The 25,490-nt window shown below is 37.0% G+C and carries 19 protein-coding genes; 12 read left to right on the top strand and 7 right to left on the bottom strand.

What is annotated here, in order from left to right; translation table 11 throughout:
* Positions 1–85: 85 nt before the first annotated feature.
* From AAOP42_RS15295 to AAOP42_RS15310, 4 genes are all read left to right on the top strand, one after another.
* Positions 86–673, top strand: a complete 588-nt coding sequence (locus tag AAOP42_RS15295; RefSeq protein WP_349529414.1) for an RNA polymerase sigma-70 factor — start codon at positions 86–88, stop codon at positions 671–673.
* A gap of 52 nt (positions 674–725) precedes the next feature.
* Positions 726–1,706: a FecR family protein gene (locus tag AAOP42_RS15300; RefSeq protein WP_349529415.1), complete on the top strand. Its 981-nt coding sequence runs from the start codon at positions 726–728 to the stop codon at positions 1,704–1,706.
* A gap of 172 nt (positions 1,707–1,878) precedes the next feature.
* Positions 1,879–5,601: a SusC/RagA family TonB-linked outer membrane protein gene (locus tag AAOP42_RS15305; protein ID WP_349529416.1), complete on the top strand. Its 3,723-nt coding sequence runs from the start codon at positions 1,879–1,881 to the stop codon at positions 5,599–5,601.
* A 16-nt stretch (positions 5,602–5,617) separates the two neighbouring features.
* Positions 5,618–7,219, top strand: a complete 1,602-nt coding sequence (locus tag AAOP42_RS15310) for a SusD/RagB family nutrient-binding outer membrane lipoprotein (protein ID WP_349529417.1) — start codon at positions 5,618–5,620, stop codon at positions 7,217–7,219.
* Positions 7,220–7,463: 244 nt separating this feature from the next.
* On the opposite strand, the gene AAOP42_RS15315 is transcribed toward AAOP42_RS15310, so the two are convergent.
* From AAOP42_RS15315 to AAOP42_RS15325, 3 genes are all read right to left on the bottom strand, one after another.
* The gene (locus tag AAOP42_RS15315; protein WP_349529418.1) at positions 7,464–10,013 is read right to left on the bottom strand and encodes a PAS domain-containing sensor histidine kinase; all 2,550 of its coding nucleotides are present in this window, start codon (positions 10,011–10,013) and stop codon (positions 7,464–7,466) included.
* A gap of 137 nt (positions 10,014–10,150) precedes the next feature.
* The gene (thrS, locus tag AAOP42_RS15320; RefSeq protein WP_349529419.1) at positions 10,151–12,088 is read right to left on the bottom strand and encodes a threonine--tRNA ligase; all 1,938 of its coding nucleotides are present in this window, start codon (positions 12,086–12,088) and stop codon (positions 10,151–10,153) included.
* Between the two features lie 7 nt (positions 12,089–12,095).
* Entirely contained in the window at positions 12,096–13,211 is a 1,116-nt protein-coding gene (locus AAOP42_RS15325) for a tetratricopeptide repeat protein (RefSeq protein ID WP_349529420.1), read from the bottom strand.
* A 144-nt stretch (positions 13,212–13,355) separates the two neighbouring features.
* On the opposite strand from AAOP42_RS15325, the gene AAOP42_RS15330 reads away from it, so the two are divergent.
* From AAOP42_RS15330 to AAOP42_RS15355, 6 genes are all read left to right on the top strand, one after another.
* The gene (locus AAOP42_RS15330; RefSeq protein ID WP_349529421.1) at positions 13,356–14,171 is read left to right on the top strand and encodes a mechanosensitive ion channel family protein; all 816 of its coding nucleotides are present in this window, start codon (positions 13,356–13,358) and stop codon (positions 14,169–14,171) included.
* A 378-nt stretch (positions 14,172–14,549) separates the two neighbouring features.
* Positions 14,550–15,131, top strand: coding sequence for a SiaB family protein kinase (locus AAOP42_RS15335; protein ID WP_349529422.1), 582 nt, complete (start codon positions 14,550–14,552; stop codon positions 15,129–15,131).
* The gene (locus AAOP42_RS15340; protein ID WP_349529423.1) at positions 15,132–15,689 is read left to right on the top strand and encodes a hypothetical protein; all 558 of its coding nucleotides are present in this window, start codon (positions 15,132–15,134) and stop codon (positions 15,687–15,689) included.
* Between the two features lie 67 nt (positions 15,690–15,756).
* Positions 15,757–17,655 carry a sensor histidine kinase gene (locus AAOP42_RS15345; RefSeq protein ID WP_349529424.1) on the top strand — a complete coding sequence of 633 codons (1,899 nt, stop codon included), beginning with the start codon at positions 15,757–15,759 and terminating at the stop codon, positions 17,653–17,655.
* Positions 17,652–18,947 (top strand): response regulator, encoded by a 1,296-nt coding sequence (locus tag AAOP42_RS15350; protein ID WP_349529425.1) that lies wholly within the window; start codon positions 17,652–17,654, stop codon positions 18,945–18,947. Before AAOP42_RS15345 ends, AAOP42_RS15350 begins: the two co-directional genes overlap by 4 nt.
* A 31-nt stretch (positions 18,948–18,978) precedes the next feature.
* Positions 18,979–19,221 carry a hypothetical protein gene (locus tag AAOP42_RS15355; RefSeq protein WP_349529426.1) on the top strand — a complete coding sequence of 81 codons (243 nt, stop codon included), beginning with the start codon at positions 18,979–18,981 and terminating at the stop codon, positions 19,219–19,221.
* Between the two features lie 102 nt (positions 19,222–19,323).
* Here AAOP42_RS15355 and AAOP42_RS15360 read toward each other — a convergent pair whose 3' ends face one another.
* The 4 genes from AAOP42_RS15360 to AAOP42_RS15375 all read right to left on the bottom strand — a co-directional run bounded on the left by AAOP42_RS15360 (position 19,324) and on the right by AAOP42_RS15375 (position 23,119).
* A complete protein-coding gene (locus tag AAOP42_RS15360; RefSeq protein ID WP_349529427.1) occupies positions 19,324–20,091 on the bottom strand; it encodes a type III pantothenate kinase in 768 nt (255 codons plus the stop codon).
* 19 nt (positions 20,092–20,110) lie between these two features.
* On the bottom strand, positions 20,111–21,106 hold the full coding sequence (locus tag AAOP42_RS15365; protein ID WP_349529428.1) for a zinc-binding dehydrogenase: 996 nt from the start codon (positions 21,104–21,106) through the stop codon (positions 20,111–20,113).
* 109 nt (positions 21,107–21,215) lie between these two features.
* On the bottom strand, positions 21,216–22,463 hold the full coding sequence (locus AAOP42_RS15370; RefSeq protein ID WP_349529429.1) for a DUF819 family protein: 1,248 nt from the start codon (positions 22,461–22,463) through the stop codon (positions 21,216–21,218).
* Between the two features lie 2 nt (positions 22,464–22,465).
* A complete protein-coding gene (locus AAOP42_RS15375) occupies positions 22,466–23,119 on the bottom strand; it encodes an NUDIX hydrolase (RefSeq protein ID WP_349529430.1) in 654 nt (217 codons plus the stop codon).
* Between the two features lie 90 nt (positions 23,120–23,209).
* Here AAOP42_RS15375 and AAOP42_RS15380 point away from each other — a divergent pair, with 90 nt between their 5' ends.
* Both AAOP42_RS15380 and AAOP42_RS15385 read left to right on the top strand, forming a co-directional pair.
* On the top strand, positions 23,210–23,923 hold the full coding sequence (locus AAOP42_RS15380; protein ID WP_349529431.1) for a DUF8737 domain-containing protein: 714 nt from the start codon (positions 23,210–23,212) through the stop codon (positions 23,921–23,923).
* A 59-nt stretch (positions 23,924–23,982) separates the two neighbouring features.
* Positions 23,983–25,482: a helix-turn-helix domain-containing protein gene (locus AAOP42_RS15385; RefSeq protein ID WP_349529432.1), complete on the top strand. Its 1,500-nt coding sequence runs from the start codon at positions 23,983–23,985 to the stop codon at positions 25,480–25,482.
* The last annotated feature ends 8 nt before the right edge of the window (positions 25,483–25,490 follow it).

Below are 25,490 nucleotides of genomic sequence, written 5' to 3' on the forward strand. Positions count from 1 at the left end.
AAGAATTAGCTATTGATTAAAGGTTTTGGTATATTTAATACTTAACAACCTTAGTGAAATTGCTAAATAGTATCTAACCTACCTAATGACCGCTTTGCAAAGAATAAATTATCTCAATTGGATCAATGCTCTTCGGACAGGAGATGGTGGTGCCTTTGAGAATATTTACAATGAATTTTGGGAATCCCTGTATGCGATAGCCTACAACCGATTGAAATCAAGAGAAGCGGTTGAAGAGATTCTTCAGGAAATCTTTACTGATTTGTGGAATAGAAGAGAAAGCCTGTCAATTACTTCTTCATTACCCGCATATCTACATGCTGCTCTCAAATACAAAATATTGAATTATATTCATTCTCAGAAACTTCGTTTGAACTTTAGTCAGGATCACCCCGAATACATATATAGTAGAGACAATTCAACTCAGGAAGTGTTGGCATTTGAGGAATTGTACGAGCTATTGGAAATGGGGCTGGAAAAGCTTCCTGCCAAATGTCGTCTGGTGTTTAGGATGAGTCGTCAGGAACAGAAATCTTCAAAAGAAATTGCAGCAGAACTGAATGTTTCCCATAGGACAGTACAAACTCACATTCATCAGGCTATAAAATTCCTGAGAAAAGAACTGGTTGATTATAAGTATGTTGTGCTGATGATTTACCTGTTTGAAAATTAATTTCAAATCATTCTACGTAGGTTGACCTTTTCATTTGACTATAATAAGTGAGATGAAAAGATACGATCAAACAACACAAACACTCATTGATAAATTTCTTCAGGGAAAGGCTTCAGAAGAGGAAGTTAATCAATTGAATTCCTGGTATCATTCTATCGATGATACAGAAGTGAATCTCCCTAATGTTTCATATCAGGAAATGATGGACAAGAAGAGGAGTATGCTTTTCGATATTCAAACTAATTCAGTTAGTCTGACAGGTAATAAATCAAATGTTCTACCTATTGTTTGGAAAGTAGCAATTTCTATTACTCTCATTGTTAGCCTTAGCTTTTTTTTTCTTCAAAACCAGTCATCATCAATTGCTGAAAAGAACATTTTTGTAAAAAGCACCAAATGGGGACAGAAACAAACTCTGACTTTAAGTGATGGTTCAGTAGTAAAACTTAATTCTGGTAGTTCAATATTTTTCCCAGAACAGTTTGGTTCGGATAGCAGAGAAATCAAATTGATTGGAGAAGCTTTTTTTGAAGTGGTTAAAGATTCAAGGAGACCTTTTAGAGTATTAACAGGAGATATTGCTACTGTAGTTTTGGGTACATCATTCAATGTAAATGCCTATCCTGAAAAAAATAAGATAGACATCTCATTGGTTACGGGGAAAGTGAGGGTGGAGTCATCTAACTATGGCCAAAAAGCCATAGATCCTATTTATTTAACACCTGGAGAACAAGCTTCTTACAGTTTGTCAACCTTATACATAAAGAAACAAAAATTTGATACAGAAGAAATGTTGGGTTGGAAAAGTGGAATCTTGTATTTTAAAAATGCGAACGAATCAACATTGGTTGCAAAACTAGAAAAGTGGTATGGTGTGGAGATATCGGTAATAAACCAGACCGAAAATAAGATTGATATTTCTACCAAGTTTGATAACGCAACTTTAGAAAATGTACTTACTTCTCTCGGTTATACCTTGGGGTTTGATTTCAAAATCAATAATAAAAAAGTAGAAATACAATATTTTAACTAAACAGATAATGAATGATCTAGAAAAATAAAACTAATAAAAAACAGCAATGCTCAAGGAGCACTGCTGATAGATTTCTTTCCGGTTCAAATATCAGGTTTGGCGACACGGTATCATGAACGGGAAAGGAAGGGTTTCAATGAAATATTTAATTACATCAAAACATTTCAAAATTATGAAATTAAAACAAGTACTCCTATTTAAGAAGCTTATTATGTATTCATTTTATGGCATATTAGCACAATTCATTTGTTTTACCTTCCTTTTGGCATCAGAAGGTTCTAAAGCTCAATCATCAAAAAGTGTAAAAGACATTATGGTTAATCTTACATTTGAAAATGATGACCTGACAACAGTCTTTAACAAAATAGAGAAGAAAACAGATTTGACTTTTGTCTTCAATAAAAGAGACGTATCAAAAAGTAAAATTAGAATTAGTAAAAAATATTCTGAAGGATCTATTTACGAAGTGCTTCTTGATATATCAAAGCAAGCCGATTTAAGTTTTAAACAGGTTAATAGGAATATCAATGTCAAAAAAAGTCATGGCAATCTTGAGGAAACAAATAGGCTTGTTGTTATTGCCAGAGATGTAGATGTTTCAGGTAAGATCACTGACGAAAATAATGCAGGACTTCCGGGCGCATCGGTGGTAGTAGATGGTACAACCACAGGAACTACGTCAGATTTAAATGGTAACTATAAGCTGAGTGCACCTGATGGTGCCACATTGACCATTTCATTTGTGGGGTATAAAACCCAACAAATTACTGTGGGTTCTCAGAGTGTGATTGACATTCAAATGGAAGTTGATGCTAATATTCTGGGAGAAGTTGTAGTGGTAACTGCAATGGGAATTGAAAGACAGGAAAGGTCGGTAGGGTATGCCGTACAAAGTGTTAAAGCAATTGACGTTTTGGCATCAGATCCTGTGGATATTTCGCAAGGATTACAAGGAAAAGTAGCAGGGTTAAATATTAGCACAGCTAATGGTTTAAATAATGCTTCTTCCAGAGTTGTAATTAGGGGAAATAACAGCTTGTTTGGCAAGAATCAGCCAATTATTGTAGTAGATGGAGCTATTGTGGAAAACAATGAATTGCCACAAGGAAATGTAGGAACTAACCAAGATGGTTACAGGGATTGGGGCAACTACCTGAGTTATCTGGATATGAGTACTGTTGAAAACGTGTCAATCTTAAAAGGCCCTAATGCAGCGGCTTTATATGGAGCCAGAGGTGCTAATGGTGTAATTCTGATTACGTCGAAAAAGGGATCCAAAAGAAAAGGTGTTGGCATACAATACAGTACCTCAAGTAATTTTACTGAAGTCAACCGGTTCTCAGATGTTCAAAATGAATTTGGAGGTGGTTTTAGAGCAGCGTTATACACCGCTAATCCCCAACTACCCAAAACAGGTACAGGACAAAGTTTTGTTCCTGTTTTATATAATGGAAATGTATATCCGGGGCAAACAGGTATTGAATCGTCTCATGGTGTAATTCCGGGAGGTTATAACACACCGGATGTTTTTAGTTGGTTTGGAGCTGGTGGATCATGGGGTTCAAGGATGGATGGCACGCCTGCCCTGTATTGGGATGGTCAGATCAGACCATATTCTCCACATCCTGACAATAGAAAATATATGTATAAGACAGGAATGGAAAATACACATAATGTATCTTTCTCTTCGGCAAGTGACTTGGGCAGTATTCGTTTAGGGATATCTACTAAAAAAGGAGATGCTGTGGTTGAAAATACAGACTATAAAAGCACAAGTGCTTCCCTTGGTTCTCATATAAATATTTCGAAAATTTTTAGTGCTGACGTAACGGCCAATTACAATCAAAACTCAAGGTTGAATGCACCTGAAATTGGTAACAACAATTCCTGGTCTAAATTCATGATATATGGTATGTCCAGAGATTATATAGGCATTGAGAAGGATTTATATTATGGAGAAGATGATTATGATGGGTATAGGGTGAATTTTGGAGGTGCTTACCCACATGCAGAATATAGCAGGGATTTGTTTTGGTACACCTACCAAAACAATAGCAGACTCTGGAGAGATGAATTTATCTCAACTATCAAATTAAATGCTACGATTACTCCTTGGTTAAATGCTTTTGTAAGGACATCAGTAGATTTGATAGGCACCAGATTTGAAGCGACAAATAATACCATTCAGCCTGATGGTCTAAACGGTGGCAGTTTTGCCAGAACCATTAGTAAAGACAAAATATTCAATACCGATGTTATGGCGATTTTTCATAAAGATGATTTCATTACAGATGGTTTCAATGCCAGTGTTACACTTGGGTACAATGAATACTCAAACAATTCCGCTGGGATTCAGTCTTTAAATAATAACCCGTTTAAAGTCCCTAATATTTATGCACTTTCAAATCACGGAACAATTACGAATCAGGATAGAATTAATGAGTTAGCAAAAGAGTCGAGATATGATGTGCAATCGTATTCTTATTTTGGGCTAATGGATTTATCCTATAAGAATTTCTTGTTTTTGCAGTTGACCGGTAGAAGAGATGCGAACTCCACGTTACCGGAAAACAACAACACTACATTTTATCCATCAATGAATACTTCATTTGTATTTACAGATGCTTTTGATTTGGGAAATGCATCAGATCTAGTGTCTTATGGAGCCTTTAGGTTTGCGTATGGTAAAAGTGCCAATGCCACAGAGCCATATCAATTGGATGCAGTTTATGAAACAGGTTCTTTTGGTGGTCAGACTACCATTACCAGACCAGCAACAATTCCACCCAATGATTTGACTTTTCAAACTTCTAAGTCAACGGAAGTTGGAATGGCATTGGGTCTTTTTAAGAATATTGTAAATGTTGATTTTACGTATTACAATATTAAATCCGAAAATCAAATCATGACTTCTGCCTTGGCATTATCTGCTGGTGCTTCAAAAGTAATCTTTAATTCAGGAGTGCTGACCAATAAAGGAATTGAGATGGTGATCAAAGCTGATATTTTCCATACTGATAATTTTTCATGGAATGTCAGCCTAAATGCAGCTAAAAATACCAATAAAGTGGTATCTCTGGCCGAGGGTGTTGAAGAACAGCAAATTGCAACTGTATTCAGTAGTCAAGGTGCATATATGAAAGCTTCTCCAGGTGAAAATTATGGAGTGCTGTATGGAACGGACTTTGAATTAGATGATCAGGGAAGGAAGCAGGTGATGAATATTTACAACAAAGATGGAAGTGGGGAGGTAATAGGTACACAATATAAAGTTACTGCTGATGTACAACCAATAGGTAATGCTGCACCTAAAATGACAGGTGGTCTTGGAAATGTCTTTGGTTACAAAAACTTCAGGTTGTCAACTTTGATTGACTACAAGTTGGGTGGAGACATCTATTCTGTTGACCATGCTGTTTCAATGGGAAGTGGTTTAGCTCCTGAGACTGCTGCAGCAAGAAATGGTGGAGGATTACCTTATACTTATCCTGATGGTACTACTGATGATGTAGGAATGGTTATGGAAGGATATAATGTTGATGATGAGAGAGAGAATGACAGAGTTATACATCCTGTTTATTACTATGGTATTACTTATGCAGGTTGGTCTCATTTAAACAGACCGAGAAGTCTATCTGTTTTCGAAAATTCATGGATAAAATTGAGAGAAGTTTCTCTTACCTATAATTTTCCAAGAGAGTTGTTAAGCAAAACAAACTTTATTCAAAACGCTTCTTTGTCTGTTGTAGGAAGAAACTTGTTTTATTTATACACCACGTTACCTGATCATCTTAATCCTGAAGCAATAAATGGAACTGGTAATGGACAGGGGTTACAGTGGTCTGCCTTTCCAAGCATGAGAACTATTGGTTTTAATTTGAAGATAGGATTTTAATTTTAAATGAAATAAGATGAAAACTAATAATATAAAAAGAACAAATAGAGGGATATTTATACTTTTCCTATGTGTTGGTTTGTTGTCAATAACATCTTGTGAAAAGGATTTTGGAGACATCAACGATAATTATGAAGCCAAGCTGTATGACGCTACAGTACCTGGATTGTTCAATGACCTCATTGCCAAGACCGTTAAAACAGGAGCTCACCATAGAATTCCTGTATCATGGTTGTATCAGTGGAGTCAACTTGCTGGAATGTACGCAGCTTCTGGATATCGTTTGGACGATTTTACTACGGCACCTTGGGAAGGTTATTACAGAAGTTTGGCGAATGTTCAAGATATTGAAAATTTGATTGCAGAAAATCCTTTAGCGGCCAATATGACCAACATTAGTCAAATGACTAAGGTAATTATGGCTTATAGAACTTTAACCACAACTTTAATGTATGGTGACATGCCGTATAGTGAAGCAGGAAAAGGCTTTTTTGGACCTGAAGGTTTTAGACCAGTTTATGACAGCCAGCAATCCATTATGGAGTCGGCTATTGATGATTTGACTTCAGCCGTTAATAATTTATCTACAAGCACATCACAGGTGTCTCTGGGTAGCTTTGATACACTTTTTGGCAATGATATTGATATGTGGATTACTTTCGCCAACTCGTTGAGATTGAGATATGCTATGGCAATGAGAGAAAAGAATGCCTCATTTGCAGATCCAATTATCACGGATGCATTGAGCAAACCGTTATTGGCTGCTGATGAATACATTTCACTAGATCCCGCCAGTATTTCTGGCTTATCTCTCGATAGAGCAGGTATGTATAGAGGTAATTCTTATATGCGTATGGGATCTACCATGTGGAATGCCATGTCTAGTAGTGATGATGTAGATGGTTCTGGAATTTATGATCTAAGGTGTAAAATATTTTTTGAAGCAAACGCCTCAGACGAATGGGTGCCTTATCCTCAGGTATCAGACCTTACGACACCAATAGTTACTGGAAACCCTAATGTTGCAGCCAGGGTTACTGGAGATTGGACAGCAGGTAGGTCTAACTTTTCGTCTTTCAATGTCTATTTTACTGAAGATACAACCATTCCACAATTCCTTATAACCGGAACTCAAATAAGTTTCATTAAAGCGGAGCTTTACAATAGAGGGATTGCTGGAGTTACAGCCAATCCGACTATGGCGGAAACATTTTATAATGAAGGTATTACCGAATCAGTTAAGTTTTGGTACAAGCATGCAAATGGATCTGCTATATGGACTGTGAATAAACCAGCTGCTGAGCCAACAACTTTAGAGTTGGATGCAATGTTAACTGATCCCAATGTTGCTTATAGTGCAACACCAGCTACAGCTTTAAGCCAAATTTATAAGCAAAGCTGGATATCATTGTTACATCAACCATTTGAGGCGTGGACTTTGCAAAGAAGGACTAATAATGCAACACCAAATGTTTCTTTGCCGGAAACAAGTCTGGTTACTAATTTTAACAGGGTGACATATCCTCCGTCAGAAAGGGAAACCAACCGTGTAAACTGGCAAACAGCTAGTAGAAACGGAAGTGATGCAGAAACAGACCCAATATGGATACAACCATAATAGGTTAAGTTTTATTAACTGAAAATTATATAGCCGACTTCTTATATTGAGAGGTCGGTTTTTTTTAAAAGAAAGAGGCTGTCTCAAAGGATTAAACAGTTGCCGGACTTGTTCCGGCATCCCTTTGGAAATGCAGCAATAGCTGTTTCCAGGACAGATTCCAGAATACCTGCCTAAAGGGCAGTCAGGAGTCTGGGAATTATTTGACTTTTTGAGACAGTCTTTTTCTTTTTTACTATCAAAATCAACTTATAAAAAGTTTAGAACGTTGACCTTCCAAGCTAGGCAAGGTAATTTCAAACTTAGTAAACTCTCCTTTTTTTGATTCCAACTTAACAGACCCGTTCAATTTTCCCACTGTTTCCTTTAAAATATATAAACCAAGTCCTGCTCCGGAAAATTCTTTAGATGCTCTAAAAAACATATCAAAAACTTTATCGATATAGTCTTGCTCTATACCTACACCATTATCCGAAAACTCTATCACGACCTGCTTTTCAGATGCTCTTATTGATATTGAAATAAATGAAGATTCCTTCTTATAATCCTGGTACTTGATCGAATTGGAAATGAGGTTGTTTAATATCACTTCAACACTTCTTTTATCAGAATAAAATGATCCTTCAATATCTATTTCAATATTAAAAGTGATTCGTCCATAACCCTCCATGAAGTTAAGATTGAGTTTAGCTTCTGAAGTAATCTGGTTAAAATCAATTTTAACAATTTCAATTTTCATCCTCGAATTACGAGAATAATCCAGAATGTCCTTAATAAAATGATCAAGACGACTGACGCTTCCTTTAATAAGACCAAGATATTCTTTTAGAACAGGAGAAGGATTTTCTGTCTCTGCAATATTGACAACCCCCAAAATAGATGAAAGTGGGGCTCTCAAATCATGAGAAACACTGTAAACGAACTTATCCAGTTCATAGTTCACTTTCTTTACTTCTTCCAATTGAGTCATTAATTTGGCTTCTGCCAGTTTTCTATCTGTAATATCTTCAACGGAACCTTCTATGTGTAATGGATTTCCCAAGTCATCATGTACTACTCTTAAATGATTTCTAACCCAAAAAATTTCCCCATCCTTTTTTCTTACCTTAAATTCCAGTCCAAAAGCTTTTCCTTCCTTTTTAAGTATATTTCTAGAGTTAATACGATCTTCCTGCTCTACATACAATGTCTCTCCTATTCTGGTGATTGAAGAAACCATATCATCTGGTGAGTTATATCCAAACATCTTGACCATTGCCGGATTCACTGTAATAAACCTGCCCTGAGTAGAAGCGATATAGATGCCCTCAGTAGCATTTTCAAAAATATTTCGATAACGCTCTTCTGCTTCTATCAATGCTGTCTCGGCATTTTTTTCTTTAGTCACATCTCTAAAGGACCAAACCCGGCCTACGATCTCATCATGCAAGATAAGCGGGCTTGAAAATCTATGTATTTTGTTTCCATTTTTAAACTCTAATAAATCAACATCAATTTTGTCAGACTTAAAAAGTGTTTGAATTTTCTCAACGAATTCATTCGGGAATAATATCTGACTCAAGACATAAGGCATTATTTCATTAATGTCGTTCTTTTCATACATTTCATCTGAAATCTGCCAAATTTCCTTAAATCTGGTATTTGAATTAATAATATTGCCATCAGGGTCAGTCGCCATAATACCGTCATTTGTTGATTCAAGTATTCCATGTAGAAAAATCTCACGTTCACGCAAACCCTTCTCCATCTCCTTACGCTCGGTTATGTCACGTATATGTGCGCAAAACAAAGTGTTATCATTTTGAATAATAGGAATGATGGTAAGCTCTATTGGCAACTCAGCGCCAGATCGATTCAAGGCTATGGTTTCAACTGCATTATTGCTCTTTGCATTTTCTCCATTTTCAAGATACTGCTTTATTGTGTCCTTGTGGCGATCATGGAACCGATCAGGTATGATCAACTCTGTCAATGATTTTCCAATTGCAACTTCTTTTTCCCATCCAAAAATATTTTCTGCCTGATGATTCCAATAAACTATTTCACTATTGGTATTGTACCAGATAACAGCGTCAAAAGAAGAATTCATTATTTGATTTCTCAATTCATTTGAATCCGACAACTTTTTTATAAAAATAAGGATATACCCACCCACGCTGCTAACAATCAAAAGAATCAATACTACATTTACATAAAAAAGATATGTACTGATCTTTCGTGAGGAGTCTCCTAATACACCAGCAAACTCCACACCTTTTTCTGTCAACTCTAAATACAGGGTATTTACCTTTGATATAACAGACTTCTTCTTTTCAACTGAAAGTGGTCTTTGCTTTATTTCATCATGAAAACTTTGCCCCTCATTATATAATTCCCCGACCAACGCATCCGCCTCCTTCCAGACCTTTATGATGCTATCCATGAAAATCACATTTCTGAAGTTCTGAAATAACCAGATAAGATTATCCAAATCATCCGGGTGATTATTGCCTTGAATAAGCCCCTTTCTTATCACTTCCAGGCTGCCATTTGAATCCATAGCCACACGGGCAATACTATCACCTATGGGGATTTTTATGTTATCAAGAAAAGATTGGTAATGGGCATCATCTTCAGATACCACAAACAGTATTAAATCTTTAGAAGCATCCTTATTTCCTTTTGAATAATAAGACTCACCGTTGATATACGCCCTGATAGCAGAAGTGGTGCGAATAGTATAATAATTTGCAATTATCAATAAGCCGGATATGACAATGATAATTGTCAAAGAAATACCATGAAGATTTTTCATATTTTCAAATCAACCTATGCACCTACTCAAAAATATATAAATAATTGCGATAATTATCAATACTTATTGCTTTTAAAGGTGTATGATCGGATTTGAAAACTACTCGATTAAGTAAGTGATGGCCTAAGAAAACTAACTTAGATACTGGCTGCTTCTCTAAATAGTTGAACAAACTCTGGTTGTGAAAAACTACCCAGGTCACCTTCACCATGCCGTCTTGCACTTACCTTATTTTCAGCTTCTTCTTTTTCTCCTACGATCAGCATAAATGGAATTTTTTTGGTTTCAGCATCACGAATTTTACGTCCTATTTTTTCATCGCGATGATCAATAAATCCCCGGATATCATTTTCTTCCAAATACTTAAATACTTCATCAGCATAATCAGCATGCTTCTCGGATATTGGTAAAATAGCTATCTGGTCAGGAGTAAGCCACAATGGAAAATTTCCGGCACAATGCTCTGTGAGCACAGCTACAAACCTCTCCAGGGAACCAAAGGGGGCACGGTGTATCATCACTGGCCTGTGCTTTTGGTTATCGCTTCCGATATATTCCAGTTCAAACCTCTCGGGCAAGTTGTAATCAACCTGAATAGTTCCCAACTGCCAGCTTCTATTAAGGGCATCTTTTACCATAAAATCGAGTTTAGGCCCATAAAATGCGGCTTCTCCCAACTCTGTAATAGTATTCAATCCTTTTTCTTCAGCGGCTTCTTTGATTGCAGTTTCTGCCTTCTCCCAGTTTTCGTCTGAACCTATATATTTGGCTTTATTTTCCGGATCACGAAGCGATATCTGTGCTGTATAATTTTCAAAACCCAGTGCTTTGAATGTATATAGCACCAAGTCGATCACTTTAATAAATTCGTTCTTTACCTGATCAGGAGTACAAAACAAATGAGCATCATCCTGAGTAAAACCACGTACCCGTGTCAACCCATGTAATTCTCCACTCTGTTCATAACGATAAACAGTACCAAACTCAGCCAATCTCAACGGTAAATCCCTGTAAGACCTTGGTTTACTTTTGTAGATTTCGCAATGATGAGGACAGTTCATCGGTTTCAGGAAAAACTCCTCACCTTCATGAGGAGTAGCTATTGGCTGAAATGAATCCTCCCCATATTTTTCATAATGACCTGACGTAATGTATAATTTTTTATTTCCGATATGAGGAGTGATGACAGGCTGGTAACCTGCCTTAAGTTGTGCTTTTCTCATAAACGCCTCAAGGCGCTCCCGAAGCATAGTTCCTTTGGGCAACCACAAGGGTAATCCCATACCCACTTTCTCAGAAAAAGTAAACAATTCCAGTTCACGCCCCAACTTTCTATGGTCTCTCTTTTTAGCCTCCTCAAGCATCTCAAGATATTCCTTGAGTTCCTTTTGCTTGGGGAAAGTGATCCCGTAAAGCCTGGTAAGCTGTTTGCTGTTTTCATCTCCCCGCCAGTATGCACCCGCTATATTCAGAATTTTAGCCGCTTTTATAAAACCGGTATCAGGTATATGCGGTCCACGGCAAAGGTCTGTGAAATTACCCTGCTTGTAAAAAGTGATGGTACCATCTTCCAGATCTTTGATCAGATCAAGTTTGTATTCATCTCCTTTTTCGGTGAAATACTTTGTGGCATCAGCTTTGCTGATTTCACTTCTTACATATTCATTTTTCTCACGAGCCAGTTCCAGCATTTTGTTTTCCAGCTCGCTCAAATCTTCTGAGTTGAACTCCTGATCCCCAAAATCCACGTCATAGTAAAACCCATTGTCAATTGCAGGGCCTATTCCAAGCTTAATTCCGGGATATAAGGCCTCCAAAGCTTCTGCCATTAGGTGAGCAGAAGAATGCCAAAACGTAGATTTTCCATCACCGTCATTCCATGTCAACAACTGCAAAGTACTGTCTGTTATAATTGGCCGATTGCTTTCTACAATTTGTCCGTTTACTTTGGCAGCAAGTACATTTCTAGCCAATCCTTCACTAATTCCCATTGCCACATCATGGCTGGTAGAACCACTCGGCATTTCTTTGACACTTCCATCGGGAAGGGTGATTTTGATCATTCCGTCACTCATCAACTTATTATATTTTTTCTTTTTTCTGAATAAAAAAGTCAAAAGTAGGAATTGCTTCCTGCTCCTCCTTTAATTTCTGCAAATATGCACGTTTTCTTTTTACTTTTTCCCATTCGACCAGGGCATCTTGATGCAATGAATCAATGGACAACACTTGCTCATAATTTTTTATAGCACTGGTCAAGTAACCTTTTTGATCGTAAGTTCGGGCTCTCAAAAGAAGAGCATCCAGATGCAAAGAATCAAAAGCCAATATTCTGTCTGCGACTAAAATAGCAGAATCATACGCTAATAAGTTAATGTGAATATTAGCCAACAGCATTCCCACATTAATATGCGTACTATCTTTCTTAAACGAAGTATTTAGTAATGCTTTAGCCTCTTCATTCTTATTCTGATCAATCAAAATTTCTGCTTTTTTTATTTTCAGCATTTCATTATTAGGAGCAAAAGATATAGCCTCATCGATCAGTTTTTCGGCTTCTTCATATTGTCTGGTTCTTTCGTATATATCGGAGACCTCATAGAGGATTTTATGGTTGTTTTTATATTGCTGCAATCCTATTTTCATAAACTTGAGTGCTGAAGTAGTGTCACCAAATGAAAGGTAAATTTCACCTTTGGTGTAATAAGACTCAAAATCACTTCTATTGATAAGGATGGCCTTGTTTATATAATCTATGGCACGAGCGTACTCCTCCTTTCGATTGTATATTTCCGATTTCAATCTATAAAACTTTGCCGAATGTGCTCCATATTTTTCTGCGAGCATACTGTAGTAAAATGCAGTATCTATGTTACCCTTATACAAGTAGAAATCTACCGCTAACTCTAATAAAGAAGAATTTAAACTATCTTTTGAAAGTGCTTTTTTCAAAAAAGAAAAAGAATCATCAGGCCATTTCTCTGCTTTCAGGCTTTTTATTTTCAGAATAGCAAGATCAAGGTTTTCCGGATGGTCTTTAAGGTTTTCCTCGATGTAGGACACGACTACAGCATCTGATAGTGCTATTTCATCTTGCGAATTGGGAATAGCATACATGGAAAACCTGCTCTCACAAGAAATCATGATGAGCATTGAAAAGATCAAGGTATTTAATAAGCGAAAGTTCGGGTATTCCATTTTTGCAATAATGTCAACAAAAGTAAGTTGGCGCAATGAGCCCTGCAATGATTACAGAATTAATTGAAAAAAGGTTTATAAAGTTTCCCTTCATAGTATTATCTTGTCATCTAAATTTTATTCACATTAACTAATTCCAAAAAAATGGGAGAAATCAATAAATACACGCAAGACCTTATTCCTATGGTATTAATGTACGGTCAAAAATTAATTCTCGTCATCATTGTTCTACTCATCGGACTGTGGGTTATAAACATGGTAATGAAAGGTCTGACAAAAGCAATGAACAAAAATGAACTTGATGCTTCATTATCTCTTTTTCTAAAAAGCCTGACAGGTACTCTGCTTAAAGCGATGCTTTTTATTTCTGCAGCAGGAATGATGGGTATAGAAATGACATCATTTATTGCTATACTTGGTGCTGCTGGTCTTGCCGTTGGTATGGCATTATCAGGTACGCTTCAGAATTTTGCAGGTGGAGTCATGATCCTATTGTTCAAACCTTTTAAAGTGGGTGATGTAATAGATGCTCAAGGCTATGTTGGCTCAGTAAACCAAATTCAGATTTTCAACACCATACTTAAGACTCCAGACAATAAAACCATTATCATACCGAATGGTGGACTATCGACAGGATCCATGACCAATTACAGTACAGAACCCAGAAGAAGGGTTGACTGGACTGTCGGTATCGCCTATGGTGATGATGTAGAAAAAGCCAAAACCGTTATAAGAAACCTCCTGGATGATGATAAAAGAATACTTCAGGATCCCGAACCATTTATAGCAGTATCTGCTCTGGCAGATAGTTCAGTAAATTTCACTGTCAGAGTTTGGGTGGAAGCGGCAGATTATTGGAGTGTCTTCTTTAGTTTCAATGAAAATGTTTACAAAACTTTTGGTAATGAAGGTCTCAACATACCATTTCCTCAAATGGATGTGCATGTTCATAACACATAATATTTATCATAAAATATTTAGCAGGTATTGAAAATAAACTATCCCGAAAGGATGTTTATTTGTTTTATTGTAAAATACAGTTGTAATTAACACATAATAACTTCCAATATTTGGAAGTTATTTTTTTTTAAAGTAATATTCAAAATGATTTAATTCAACATGCCCCAATAGCTATGGAGAAGAGAATTAGCCAAGTAGTAAAATTATTAATTGTCTAATTCTTGAAATGTTCGAATTTATTTATTGGAAAATCACCATAGGTCAGATCAGAAAACTATTGTAGTTTTTTTGACCTGAAGAGGTATTGCTTAAAAAAAAGCAGATGGAATAAGTATGCTTTTTGTGAACTAAAACTTATATAAAAGAATAATTATCAAAATGGATTTACTACAGAAATACAAAAACATTTATGATACCAACATCATCTTGATGTACAAAGGGGATGTAACTTTTGATCTTATTACTTCTATTATAGAAACGCTGGAAGAAAGAATTGGAGAACTGGAAACCGATAGAATTATCAAAAAAAAATTCTATGGAACAGCCACCGAATGCATACAAAACCTATACCATCATATGGACGAAGTATCCGATGACAACAACCAAATCAGTACGTACGATTCAAAATCCGGCTTATTATTGGTTACTGCTCGCAAGAAATTTTTCAATATTATGACTGGAAATTTTATTCCAAATGAAAAAATCGAAGAAATAAAATCTAAGCTTGATAAAATCAATATGCTGGAAAAGGAAGAGCTAAAGAAGTTGTATAAAGAAATCCTATATACCGGAGAGTTTTCCAACAAAGGAACGGCCGGATTAGGCTTTGTAGAAATTGCCAGAAAAACCGGTCAGAAACTCTCTTATGAATTTCAAAAGATAAATGAAGACTTTTCTTACTTCACTTTCCAAATAAGGGTACTAAGAGCTCTCAACAGAGAAAAGATAACCGAAAATTAGATGAAAGAGCTTTACCACGAAGAACAACGAATACTATTTGACTTTTCCGGTAAGGTGAAAGGCAAGAAACTCAATATGCGAGATGCTACTAATTTCATCAGTCATTACAGCGATCTGTTAGAGCAAAGCAAGGTCATCACAAAAATCAGTGACCGCCTGCAAAAAAAACTGGATTTGGCCAATCAAAAAATTCAGAGTCAAAATCAGGAAATACAGAAAAAAAACACCCAGTTAGAAACCACAGTGAAAGAATTGATACACATGACAGTGGGAAAAAAAGCCTTCCGTATCATGTTTATGGTAGCGATAGTACTCTTTATATCTGAGGAATATTACCTAGAACCTATAATCGAACGCCATGTTGAAATACCTTTTTTGAGTATAGGAATAAAAATATTTATAGCCATTTTCCTAAGAATATTTGAAGGCTGGCTGGAAGGGCATTTTCTACACATTAAGATGAGTGAAATACTGGGACATGAAGAATACAGAGAAAGAGTAATCAAACCAAAATTACAAAAATTACAAAGCTATAGAAACCTGAAAATCATAAAATAACGACAAAGATCATATCAAAAAATAAATGAGAGTATAAAAATAACCACTTAAAAACAACCAATACGCTATGAAAAAAGATAATCTCATCAGACTGTATGTATTCAGTCTGGTTTTGGTCATAATTGGTCTGGTAATAGGACAATTTGCCAATCAGGAAGCCGTAAGAACCAATAAGAATGATGCTCACCTTGTAAACCTGGCTCAGATGCAGGTTTCGTTAAGCGAACAGATTGCAAAGGAAGCTCTCTCAATGTCTGAAGAATTTGCGACCACTGAAACCAAGTTTAATGGAACAAAAGAACGACTCAATATTGCGTTAAACAACTTCACCAAGACAAGAGAAACACTCACAAAAGGAGATTTAAGTTCCAGTTTAAATAAAAATGGCAACTCTCCTGAAGTTGATGATCTGCTAGCCAAATCTGAAATCCCATTTAAAGAAATTGTAGCTTCTGCCAAAGAAATTCTTCAACTAAGCTACAATGATCCAGAAGATGAAAAAAGAGCAACTTTGGCTCTTGCATTAAATGGTATGTTTTATAATCAAAGGAGGTTTGCACCTACCTCAAAAGATCTTGCCAACCAATTCGAAAACGAGGCGATTCAAAACAAAGGTGGATTTTCCAATGCAGGATACATTTTAGTACTCATCATCATTGGAGTACTGCTGCTCCAGGCAGCATTTGTATTCAGGCCTGTAGTGAATTTGGCCTACAAAAATTTCATGTCCGCCAATGAAGCTTATACAAGACTTAAAAAATCGGAAGAAGAATTAAGAAAGAGCGCAGAACAACAACTGGAATATAATGAAAAACTAATTCTGTCTCAAAGAGCTCTGGAACAGAGAAACCAAAAATTAAGAAATTCGGAACAGGAAATCTTAAAAAGCTCTAAAAAACAAATTGAAGTAAATGAAAAACTCATAAAGGTACAGGACGAACTAAGAAAGGCTTACGACAAAGTAAGGTATTCGGAAGAACGCATGAGGTCTATTGCTGAGGAGCAACTGGAAGCAACCGAAAAACTGATGATTGCGGAGAACAAACTAAAGTCTTCTCTGGAGCATGAAACAGAAAGTAAGCAAGAACTTGAGAACATCCTTCAAAACCTCAAAAACACCCAAAGCCAGTTGGTACAATCTGAAAAAATGGCATCTCTTGGACAGCTAACAGCAGGTATAGCACATGAGATCAACAACCCAATCAACTTTGTGTACAATGGCATAGATACACTTAAAGTATCTCTGGATGACCTACTGGATATTATTAATAAATACGACGAAATCGGAAACAGCGATGATTACATACAAGTGATGGATGAAATCCGGGAACTAAAGGAGGAGATTGGTTACGAAGAGCTTTTGGAAGATGTGAAAGAATTGGTAACTGACATCAAAAAAGGAGCTGTCAGGACAATAGAGATTGTAAAAGGATTGAGAGTATTCTCAAGATTGGATGAAGAAGAAGTGAAACCAGCCAACATCAACGAATCTCTTGACGCAACACTTATTCTACTGCGAAACAAAACTAAAAACAGAATCAATGTTAGGAAGTTTTACGATGATTCAATTGGCGATATCAACTGCTTTCCGGGGCAGCTCAATCAGGTGTTTATGAATATCCTCAACAATGCCATTCAGGCAATTCCTGAAGATAAAAAAGGCGGAGAGATTCAGATTTACACAGACAATCAGGATCAACATGTAATGATCAAAATCAAAGACAATGGACAAGGCATGCCGGAACAGGTAAAAAGGAGAATATTTGAACCATTTTTCACCACAAAAGCGGTGGGAATTGGTACCGGACTGGGTATGTCGATCACTTTTGGTATAGTAGAAAAGCATGGAGGAAATATCTATGTAAACAGTGAAGAAGGAAGAGGGACTGAATTTTCCATACTTATACCAAAAACCCTTGAAATCAAAGAGGAACAAACTACTGTATCACAATCTCAAAGCGCATGAAAACTGAAACAATGGAACAGGTGTTAACAGCTACCGCTGAACCTACCAACGTAAATACGAAACCATACACACTGCTATATGTAGATGACGAAGAGAGCAACCTGCGAATCTTCCGAATGGCCTTTAAAAGGCACTACAATGTATTGACCGCTTCTGGTGGCAATGAAGCCATACAAATGCTTCGTGAAAATGACATCCAGTGTATCATCACTGACCAGAAAATGCCTGAAATGACAGGTACCGAGCTCCTGGAAAAAGTATTGCCTGAATTCCCTGATGTCATCAGAATGATCCTTACTGGATTCGCAGACATTGAAGCGATAGTAAAAGCAGTAAACAAATGTGGCATTTACAAATACATTACCAAGCCATGGGACAAAGGTGAAATGAAGCTCACCATCGACAAAGCTCTGGAAACTTACGAACTGAAAAGTGACAAAGTAAAGCTGATTAGAGAATTGGAAATGATCAACAATACTCTGGAACAAAAAGTGGAAAAGCGAACCAAAGAATTGGCTGATGTAAACAAAAACCTAATGGATAGCATCCGGTATGCCATGACCATCCAAAATGCCATGCTGATGGATCCTGATGAGATAAAAGAAAACTTTAACGACTTCTTCCTTCTTTTCAAACCATTAGATATAGTAAGCGGTGATTTTTATTGGTTTGGTGAATGCAATAACGGAGAAGACGACATATTATATCTGGCTTCCATTGATTGTACTGGACATGGAGTAGCAGGAGCACTCATGAGTATGATAGGAGAATCCATTTTGAATCAAATCGTCTATGAGCATGAAATAATAGAACCCAAAGACATACTCAACAACCTGAATGAAGGCATACAGGAGATTCTTCACCAGTCAGAGGAAAACATGCACCATGGAATGGATGCCGGAATATTGGCAATAAATAAAAATAAAGGTGAAATATGCTTCGCCGGGGCAAAACAAAATCTGATATATACTGAGGGAAACGAACTCAAAGTAGTGAAGGGAGACAGGTTGTCAATTGGCGGATTTGTAAATCAGGAAAGAAACTATTCTCAAACAACCTTACCATTTATAGAAGGTGAAACCAGTTTCTATCTTTATTCCGATGGATTTCAGGATCAGTTTGGTGGGGCAGATTTAAAGAAATTTGGTTCACAAAGGATATTGAAAGCTCTCGGTGAAATAAAGAACCTTCCTATGGAAGAACAAAATGAGAAGCTAGAAGCAGTATTTGAAAAATGGAAAGGTGAAGAACAACAAACCGACGATATCCTTTTTATGGGGATTCGAATTTAATTAATAAAGATTTTGCAAAACATAACCAGTTATGAAACTAAAAATATTAATACTTAAAAATTGGTGTACCAAAAACATCACCCCTTTGGCCTGGCAAAGAATTGTCCTGAAAATATTACCTCAACTGAGAGAAAAAGGCTTTGACTTGTCAGAACTGGAAAATCCAAGTGAAGAAAGGTATTTTGGAGAAGCTGAATTTGGCTTGTTTACCCAAACACTCGAAAGCATGTATGGAATGACTTTTCCTAAAGAAGTTCTGGAAAAAAGCCAGTAACTCCTGTGAAGTTTTTATTAGAGAAAAATTCCAACTAGCCTAAAAGCATCAATTTCACTGCATGCACCCATTGCGTGGTGGGTGCAGTGAAAATACAATAAATCAACTCACTTTACTCCTGATTGCCAATACACCATCCAACGTCAAATGGGGGACTATTTCATCAATCACTTCAAGTAACAATGGCTTGAAAATAAAAGAAAGGCCACCCGTGGCTATTATTTTAGGAGTTTCATTCATTTCTTCTTCGGTCTTTTCAATCATGTATTTAACCAACCCCACATAGCCCTGCATAATACCCGATTGCATGGCTTCTATGGTATTTCTCCCAATCAGTTTTTTTGGTATTTCCAGAGGAATTTCCGGTAGCTTAGCTGTGTTAGAAGATAAGGCCTTCATTGCTGTTTTCACTCCTGGTGCTATGGCTACTCCCAGTATTTTTCCTTTCCCGGATATAGAAGTAAATGTCAGTGCCGTACCAAAATCCACAACAATACATGCCTGTGAATATTTGGTAAAAGCACCATAGGCATTAGAGGCTAAATCAGTACCTATTTCATAAGGATTGTCAATTTCAAAATCCATTTTGGCTATGATTTCTCCATTGATAATGAATGGTTTAGGAGCAAATAGCTTAGAACATACCTGTAAAACAGTTTCATTCAAATCCGGCACCACACTACTGATAGAAATCGTTTCCACCAAATCTATCCTCACATCATTTTCCAAAAAAAACTGACGAAGTTTGATCTCATACTCTGCTGCAATTTTGTTAACATCACTCTGTATCCTCCATATAAATGGGTATGTACCTTTTTCCTCAAGACCAAAAACCACATCGGAATTTCCTATGTCTATAACCAGATTCATAGCATTTTTTATTTGTAAATTAAATGGTGACTACAACTTTTCCGGTTGAATTACCGGACTGAAAAAATTTAATGGCATCATACATCTGATCCCAAGGAAATGTCTTTCCCACGAAAGGTTTACCCAAATCCATTTCAGTCATTTCATTGAGCATGTCATTCATTAAATGTACCCGATCATAAAGCCAGATCAAATTGAAAGCCAACACTCCCTTGTTTTCCTGAATCATTTCCTGTGGGTCAATTTTCGGTCTGTTCAGGTAATGCCAAATTAGCTTCGGATAGTTGGGTATTTTACCAGGAGAGGCAAACTGAGATACTCCTACCGCCACCATTCTTCCTTGCGGAGCAAGTTGTTTATATCCTTCTTTAAATATCTTACCTCCAATGGTTTCCACAATAATATTTAAGTCCTTTCCATTTAAGGATTGTGCTAATTTTTCCCGGAAATCTGCTCCTCTTACTATAATTTCATCAAATCCTTCTTTTTTGAGCACATCAGTTTTACGATCACTTCCTATGGTACCTATAGTAAATGCATTAAATTGTTTGGCAATCCGATTGGCCATAATACCAACCCCTCCTGCCCCACTATGAATCAGCACAGTTGATTGGTCTTGAATATTGCCAAGAGAAACCAATGCATAGTATGCCGTAAGCCCCTGCACCAAATAAGCTGCTCCTTCTTCAAAACTCCAGTCATCCTTCAGTGGTGATAAATACCTGTAATCATGGTTGATGTGAGTGACATAACCACCAAATTTAGTCACTCCCATTACTCTGTCTCCAATTTTGAAATCAGTTACATTGTCACCTATTTTCTCAACTACTCCTGAGAATTCCAGTCCGGGCACAAAACTGCCTTTGGGTGTAGCACTATACAGACCATGCATTGCAAAAATATCTGCAAAATTTAAGCCCACAGCTTTCACCGTTACTTGCACCTGATCTGCCTCAGGGTCGCCTATTTCTACCTCTTTCAATTTCAGATTTGAAATTGAACCGGCTTTAGACATTGTATATTGATTTGATAGCATTTTACAGAATATTCAGGAAATAAAATTTAACAAAGTTGTGATATTTTGGGCAGAATACATGATTTATTTGAAACCATACCCAACAAGTCTAACGAGAAACAAATTGCATCAAAAGTCCACAAATATAGGCTGCATAAGTACCCAAAGCATAACCCAAAACGGCAAGTAATACCCCTACTGGTGCTAAGGAAGGGTGAAAAGCAGACGCCATAACAGGCGCAGATGCGGCACCACCTACATTTGCCTGGCTACCAACCGCCACAAAGAAAAATGGAGCTTTAATTATTTTAGCCACTATGAGCAAGAGAGAAATGTGCACCAGCATCCAGACTATCCCTACTAAAAACAAACCGGGTGATTCGAAGATAGCTAATACGTTCATTTTCATACCAATAGTAGCCACCAGCAGGTATATAAAAACACTACCAATCTTTGATGCACCAGCACCTTCCAATTCTCTAAGCCGGGTAAATGACAGGATCAAACCAAGTGTGGTTGATATCACTATCAACCAGAAAAAACCAGATGTCAGGCTGTATTGTTTCAATCCCGGATAGTTTTCCAACAGATAAGGAGCAATCCAATCACTAACTAAATGAGCAAACCCCGTCACTCCAAAGCCAACAGCAAGAATAAGCATAAGGTCTGAGAGGTTTGGTATTTTGGATATACTGGCACTATACTTTTCCATTTTATTTTTCACGTCTTCTATAGCCGACGCATCAGCATTCAGGTATTTGTCCATCAATTTGGATTTCCCTGCCCCCACTAGCAAAAATGCCATCCAGATATTAGCTACAATAATATCTACAGTTACCATTTTAGAGAACAGGTTGTCATCTACCAGAAATACTTCTTTCATAGCAGCCTGATTCGCTCCTCCTCCAATCCAGCTCCCTGCGACTGTAGTCATCCCTCGCCACACCTCCTCAGAATCTGCACCTAGTACTGAAGGAGCTACATAAGAAAAAAACAGAATGGCAATCGGCCCTCCTATAAGAATCCCAACTGTACCGGTCAAAAACATAATAACCGCCTTTGAACCAAGTCTGATTATTTCTTTAAAATCTGTACTGATAGTGAGTAAAACCAAACATGCCGGCAGCATGTATCTGGATGTAACAAAATACAACTGAGAGTGATCCCCATCTATGATCCCGAGTGAATTGAATACTGATGGCAAGAAATAGCAAACCAGTAAGGATGGTACGTAAGAATAGAATTTTCTCCAAAAAGGATTGTCTGACGAGGATGTTTTAAATACGAACCCAAGTAAAATCAATAAAATCCCCAGTACAACGGCATCATTGGTAATTAATGGTGTAGATTTTTCCATAGTCAGTTTATTCGGTTCAATATGGTTACAAATTCACTCAATATCATAGCAGTAGCTCCCCATACCATTTGGTTTTGGATATCGAAATATGGAATATGTAACTCCAGGTCGTTCTTTACCTTCATCTGTTTCGAAAACCTGATTCCGGGATTCAATAATTCTTTTAAATCAACTTCCAGAAGGTTTGCCACTTCCCGTTTGTCATTTATAAATTCAGGTCTATTGGCCGTATAACCCACTGTCGGTAAAACTTTGAAGTTACTGGCTTGAATGTACAATTCGGACAAATTACCAAGTACGTTTACATTTACTCCCAGCACACCTATTTCCTCTGTCGTTTCTCTTATCGAAGTATCGGTAAGGCTGGAGTCCTGCCTTTCTTTTTTCCCACCGGGTAAAGAAATCTGACCACTATGAATTCCCGGATACTGATTTCTTTCAGTCAACGGAAAATACACCGACCCATCTTTAGGATACAACAATATCAGAACCCCACCAAGCTTCACTTCATTTAAATGGTTAAAATTAAAACGAGTGTTATTTACAGGCTTAGGTGCCATTTTGATTTGACCTTCCATTCCGGGTAATGGATTTTTCAATTCCTCACCAAGCAGATCAATTAACCCTTCAAAATCCATTAAATATTTTGCAACCATTTCATTTACCTGTGATTTAAAAATTTAACTGCTATTTGACAAACATAAAGATATAATTATTAACTTAGTTGAACATCAACAATCACTAGTATGGATAAAATTCCGGTATATGTCAGTCCGGTATTTATACTCACCACAATTGCCACTTCTGTATTCATTTACTTTAGCGTACATCAGGCACAGAATAACAAAAAGGAAAAAACTGCGCTGATAGTCGGACTACTTATATCCGTCTGGCTGGTTTTAACTGCATTATTAGGACATAATAATTTTTACCTGGATTTTGATGCAAAACCTCCAAGACTGGTCTTTGGTATCGTACCTCCTCTGTTGACCATATTGGCGTTGTTTGTCAATTCAAAAAGCAGAGCCTACCTTAGAAATATTCCAATCACCACGTTGACTTATTTACATACTGTTCGTGTACCAGTAGAAATGGTCTTGTGGTGGCTTTTCCTTGGTGGATTAGTGCCAAAACTAATGACATTTGAAGGAATCAACTACGATATATTGTCTGGAGTAACCGCCCCTTTTATAGCTATTTTCGCAATGGGTTTCAAAAATAAAAGAAGGCTGGTGGCTATAATCTGGAATATCATAGCACTTATCCTACTGATAAATATTGTTGGACATGCAATCCTCTCTGCACCTTTCCCATTCCAGAAGTTTGCCTTTGACATGCCCAATGTGGGTGTGCTTTATTTCCCATACGTATGGCTACCAACTTTCATAGTACCTGCTGTGCTTTTTTCTCATCTGGTAGCTTTAATGAAACTGTTCGAAGTAAAATCAGGGCTAAAATAGCCCATACTCAAAGTGGTTTATTTAAGTTTATCATTCACAAAAAGCAGCTAACTATTTTAATGGCATTAAGCAAGGAATATAAAAAACTCATTTTTGGTATTAAGTTAAGACATTATAGAAGTAGTAAAAACTATTCACTTCAGGTATTGTCAGAACTGAGCGGTATTTCGATTTCATATCTCAATGAAATAGAGAAAGGAAAAAAATTTCCGCGACCCGAAAAAATCAGTATGTTGTCTAAGGCATTAGAGATATCAGAAGCGGAAATGATATCAGAATACCTCGACAACAAGCTTTCTCCGTTAGTGGAATTATTACATTCTGGCATATTGTCTGAATTGCCTTTGGATATGTTCGGATTAGAACCAGGTAAACTACTGGAATTACTTTCCAATGCCCCCTCTAAGCTGAATGCTTTTATAGGTACTCTTTTGGAAATTAGCAGGAATTATGATCTGCGGGTAGAGACTTTCTACTTTTCAGTAATGCGTTCCTATCAGGAAATCCACAATAACTACTTTGATGATCTGGAACAAGCGGCTGAGCGATTTATCAGCGATTACAAGATTGACATCAATACTCCACTGACCACCCGTCACCTTGAAAATTTGTTAACAAATGAATTCAATTATAAAATAATATACGATGACTTTGCAAGCAATGAATCTTTAAGTGACATGAGGTCGATCGTGAAGCCGGGGAAAAGAAGAAAAACAAGGCTTACGTTGAATACAGCATTGAATTCAAGACAAAGAGGGTTTAATTTGGCCAAAGAAATAGGACATGCCTACCTTGGGCTCAAAGAAAGAACGCTGACTTCTCCGTGGGTTGATGTCTCTTCATTCGATCAGGTAATTAACAATTTCAAAGCGTCCTATTTTGCCCTGTCCATTCTCATCAATCGTAAAACTTTTTTGGTTGATTTAGAAAGCTTTTTCAACAAGCCCCATTGGGAACCCAACATCCTGATTGACACCATGATGAGCTACAATGCTACTCCTGAAATGGTATTGCAACGCATGACCAATTTATTGCCGCAGTATTTTGGTTTCAAAGAATTGTTCTTTTTCAGGTTTCACAATGTACCTTTCTCTGGAAATTATACACTAAGCAAAGAATTACATATTGCACGAGAGCATACTCCAAGAGGAACAGTGCTGCAAGAACATTTCTGTAGAAGATGGATGTTTATTTCTATTCTGGATGAATTGGCACAAAACCAAAAAGATGAAAACGACAATACCGAAATGGGAGGTGTGCAGATTGATAAATACTACGAAACTGGTGAGGAATTTCTGGTACTTTCACTGGCAAGGCCATTAAGTCCCACTCCGGGAGTAAACAGTAGTCTGGCTCTTGGTATCAGAATAGGTGACAATGTAAAAGAAAGAGTCAAATTTCTTTCTGATACCCGCATAGACACCAAAATGGTGAATGATACCTGCGAAAGATGTAATGCACCAGATTGTGCAGAAAGAGTAGCTGAACCCGGTGTTTACAAAGAATTGAAAAAAGAGAAAGACAGACGTCTCGCACTCAAAGAGTATTACAAAAGATGACAAAGACA

Origin of the sequence: Reichenbachiella sp. MALMAid0571, from assembly GCF_040151475.1 — a bacterium.
GTDB lineage: Bacteria > Bacteroidota > Bacteroidia > Cytophagales > Cyclobacteriaceae > CAXBNB01.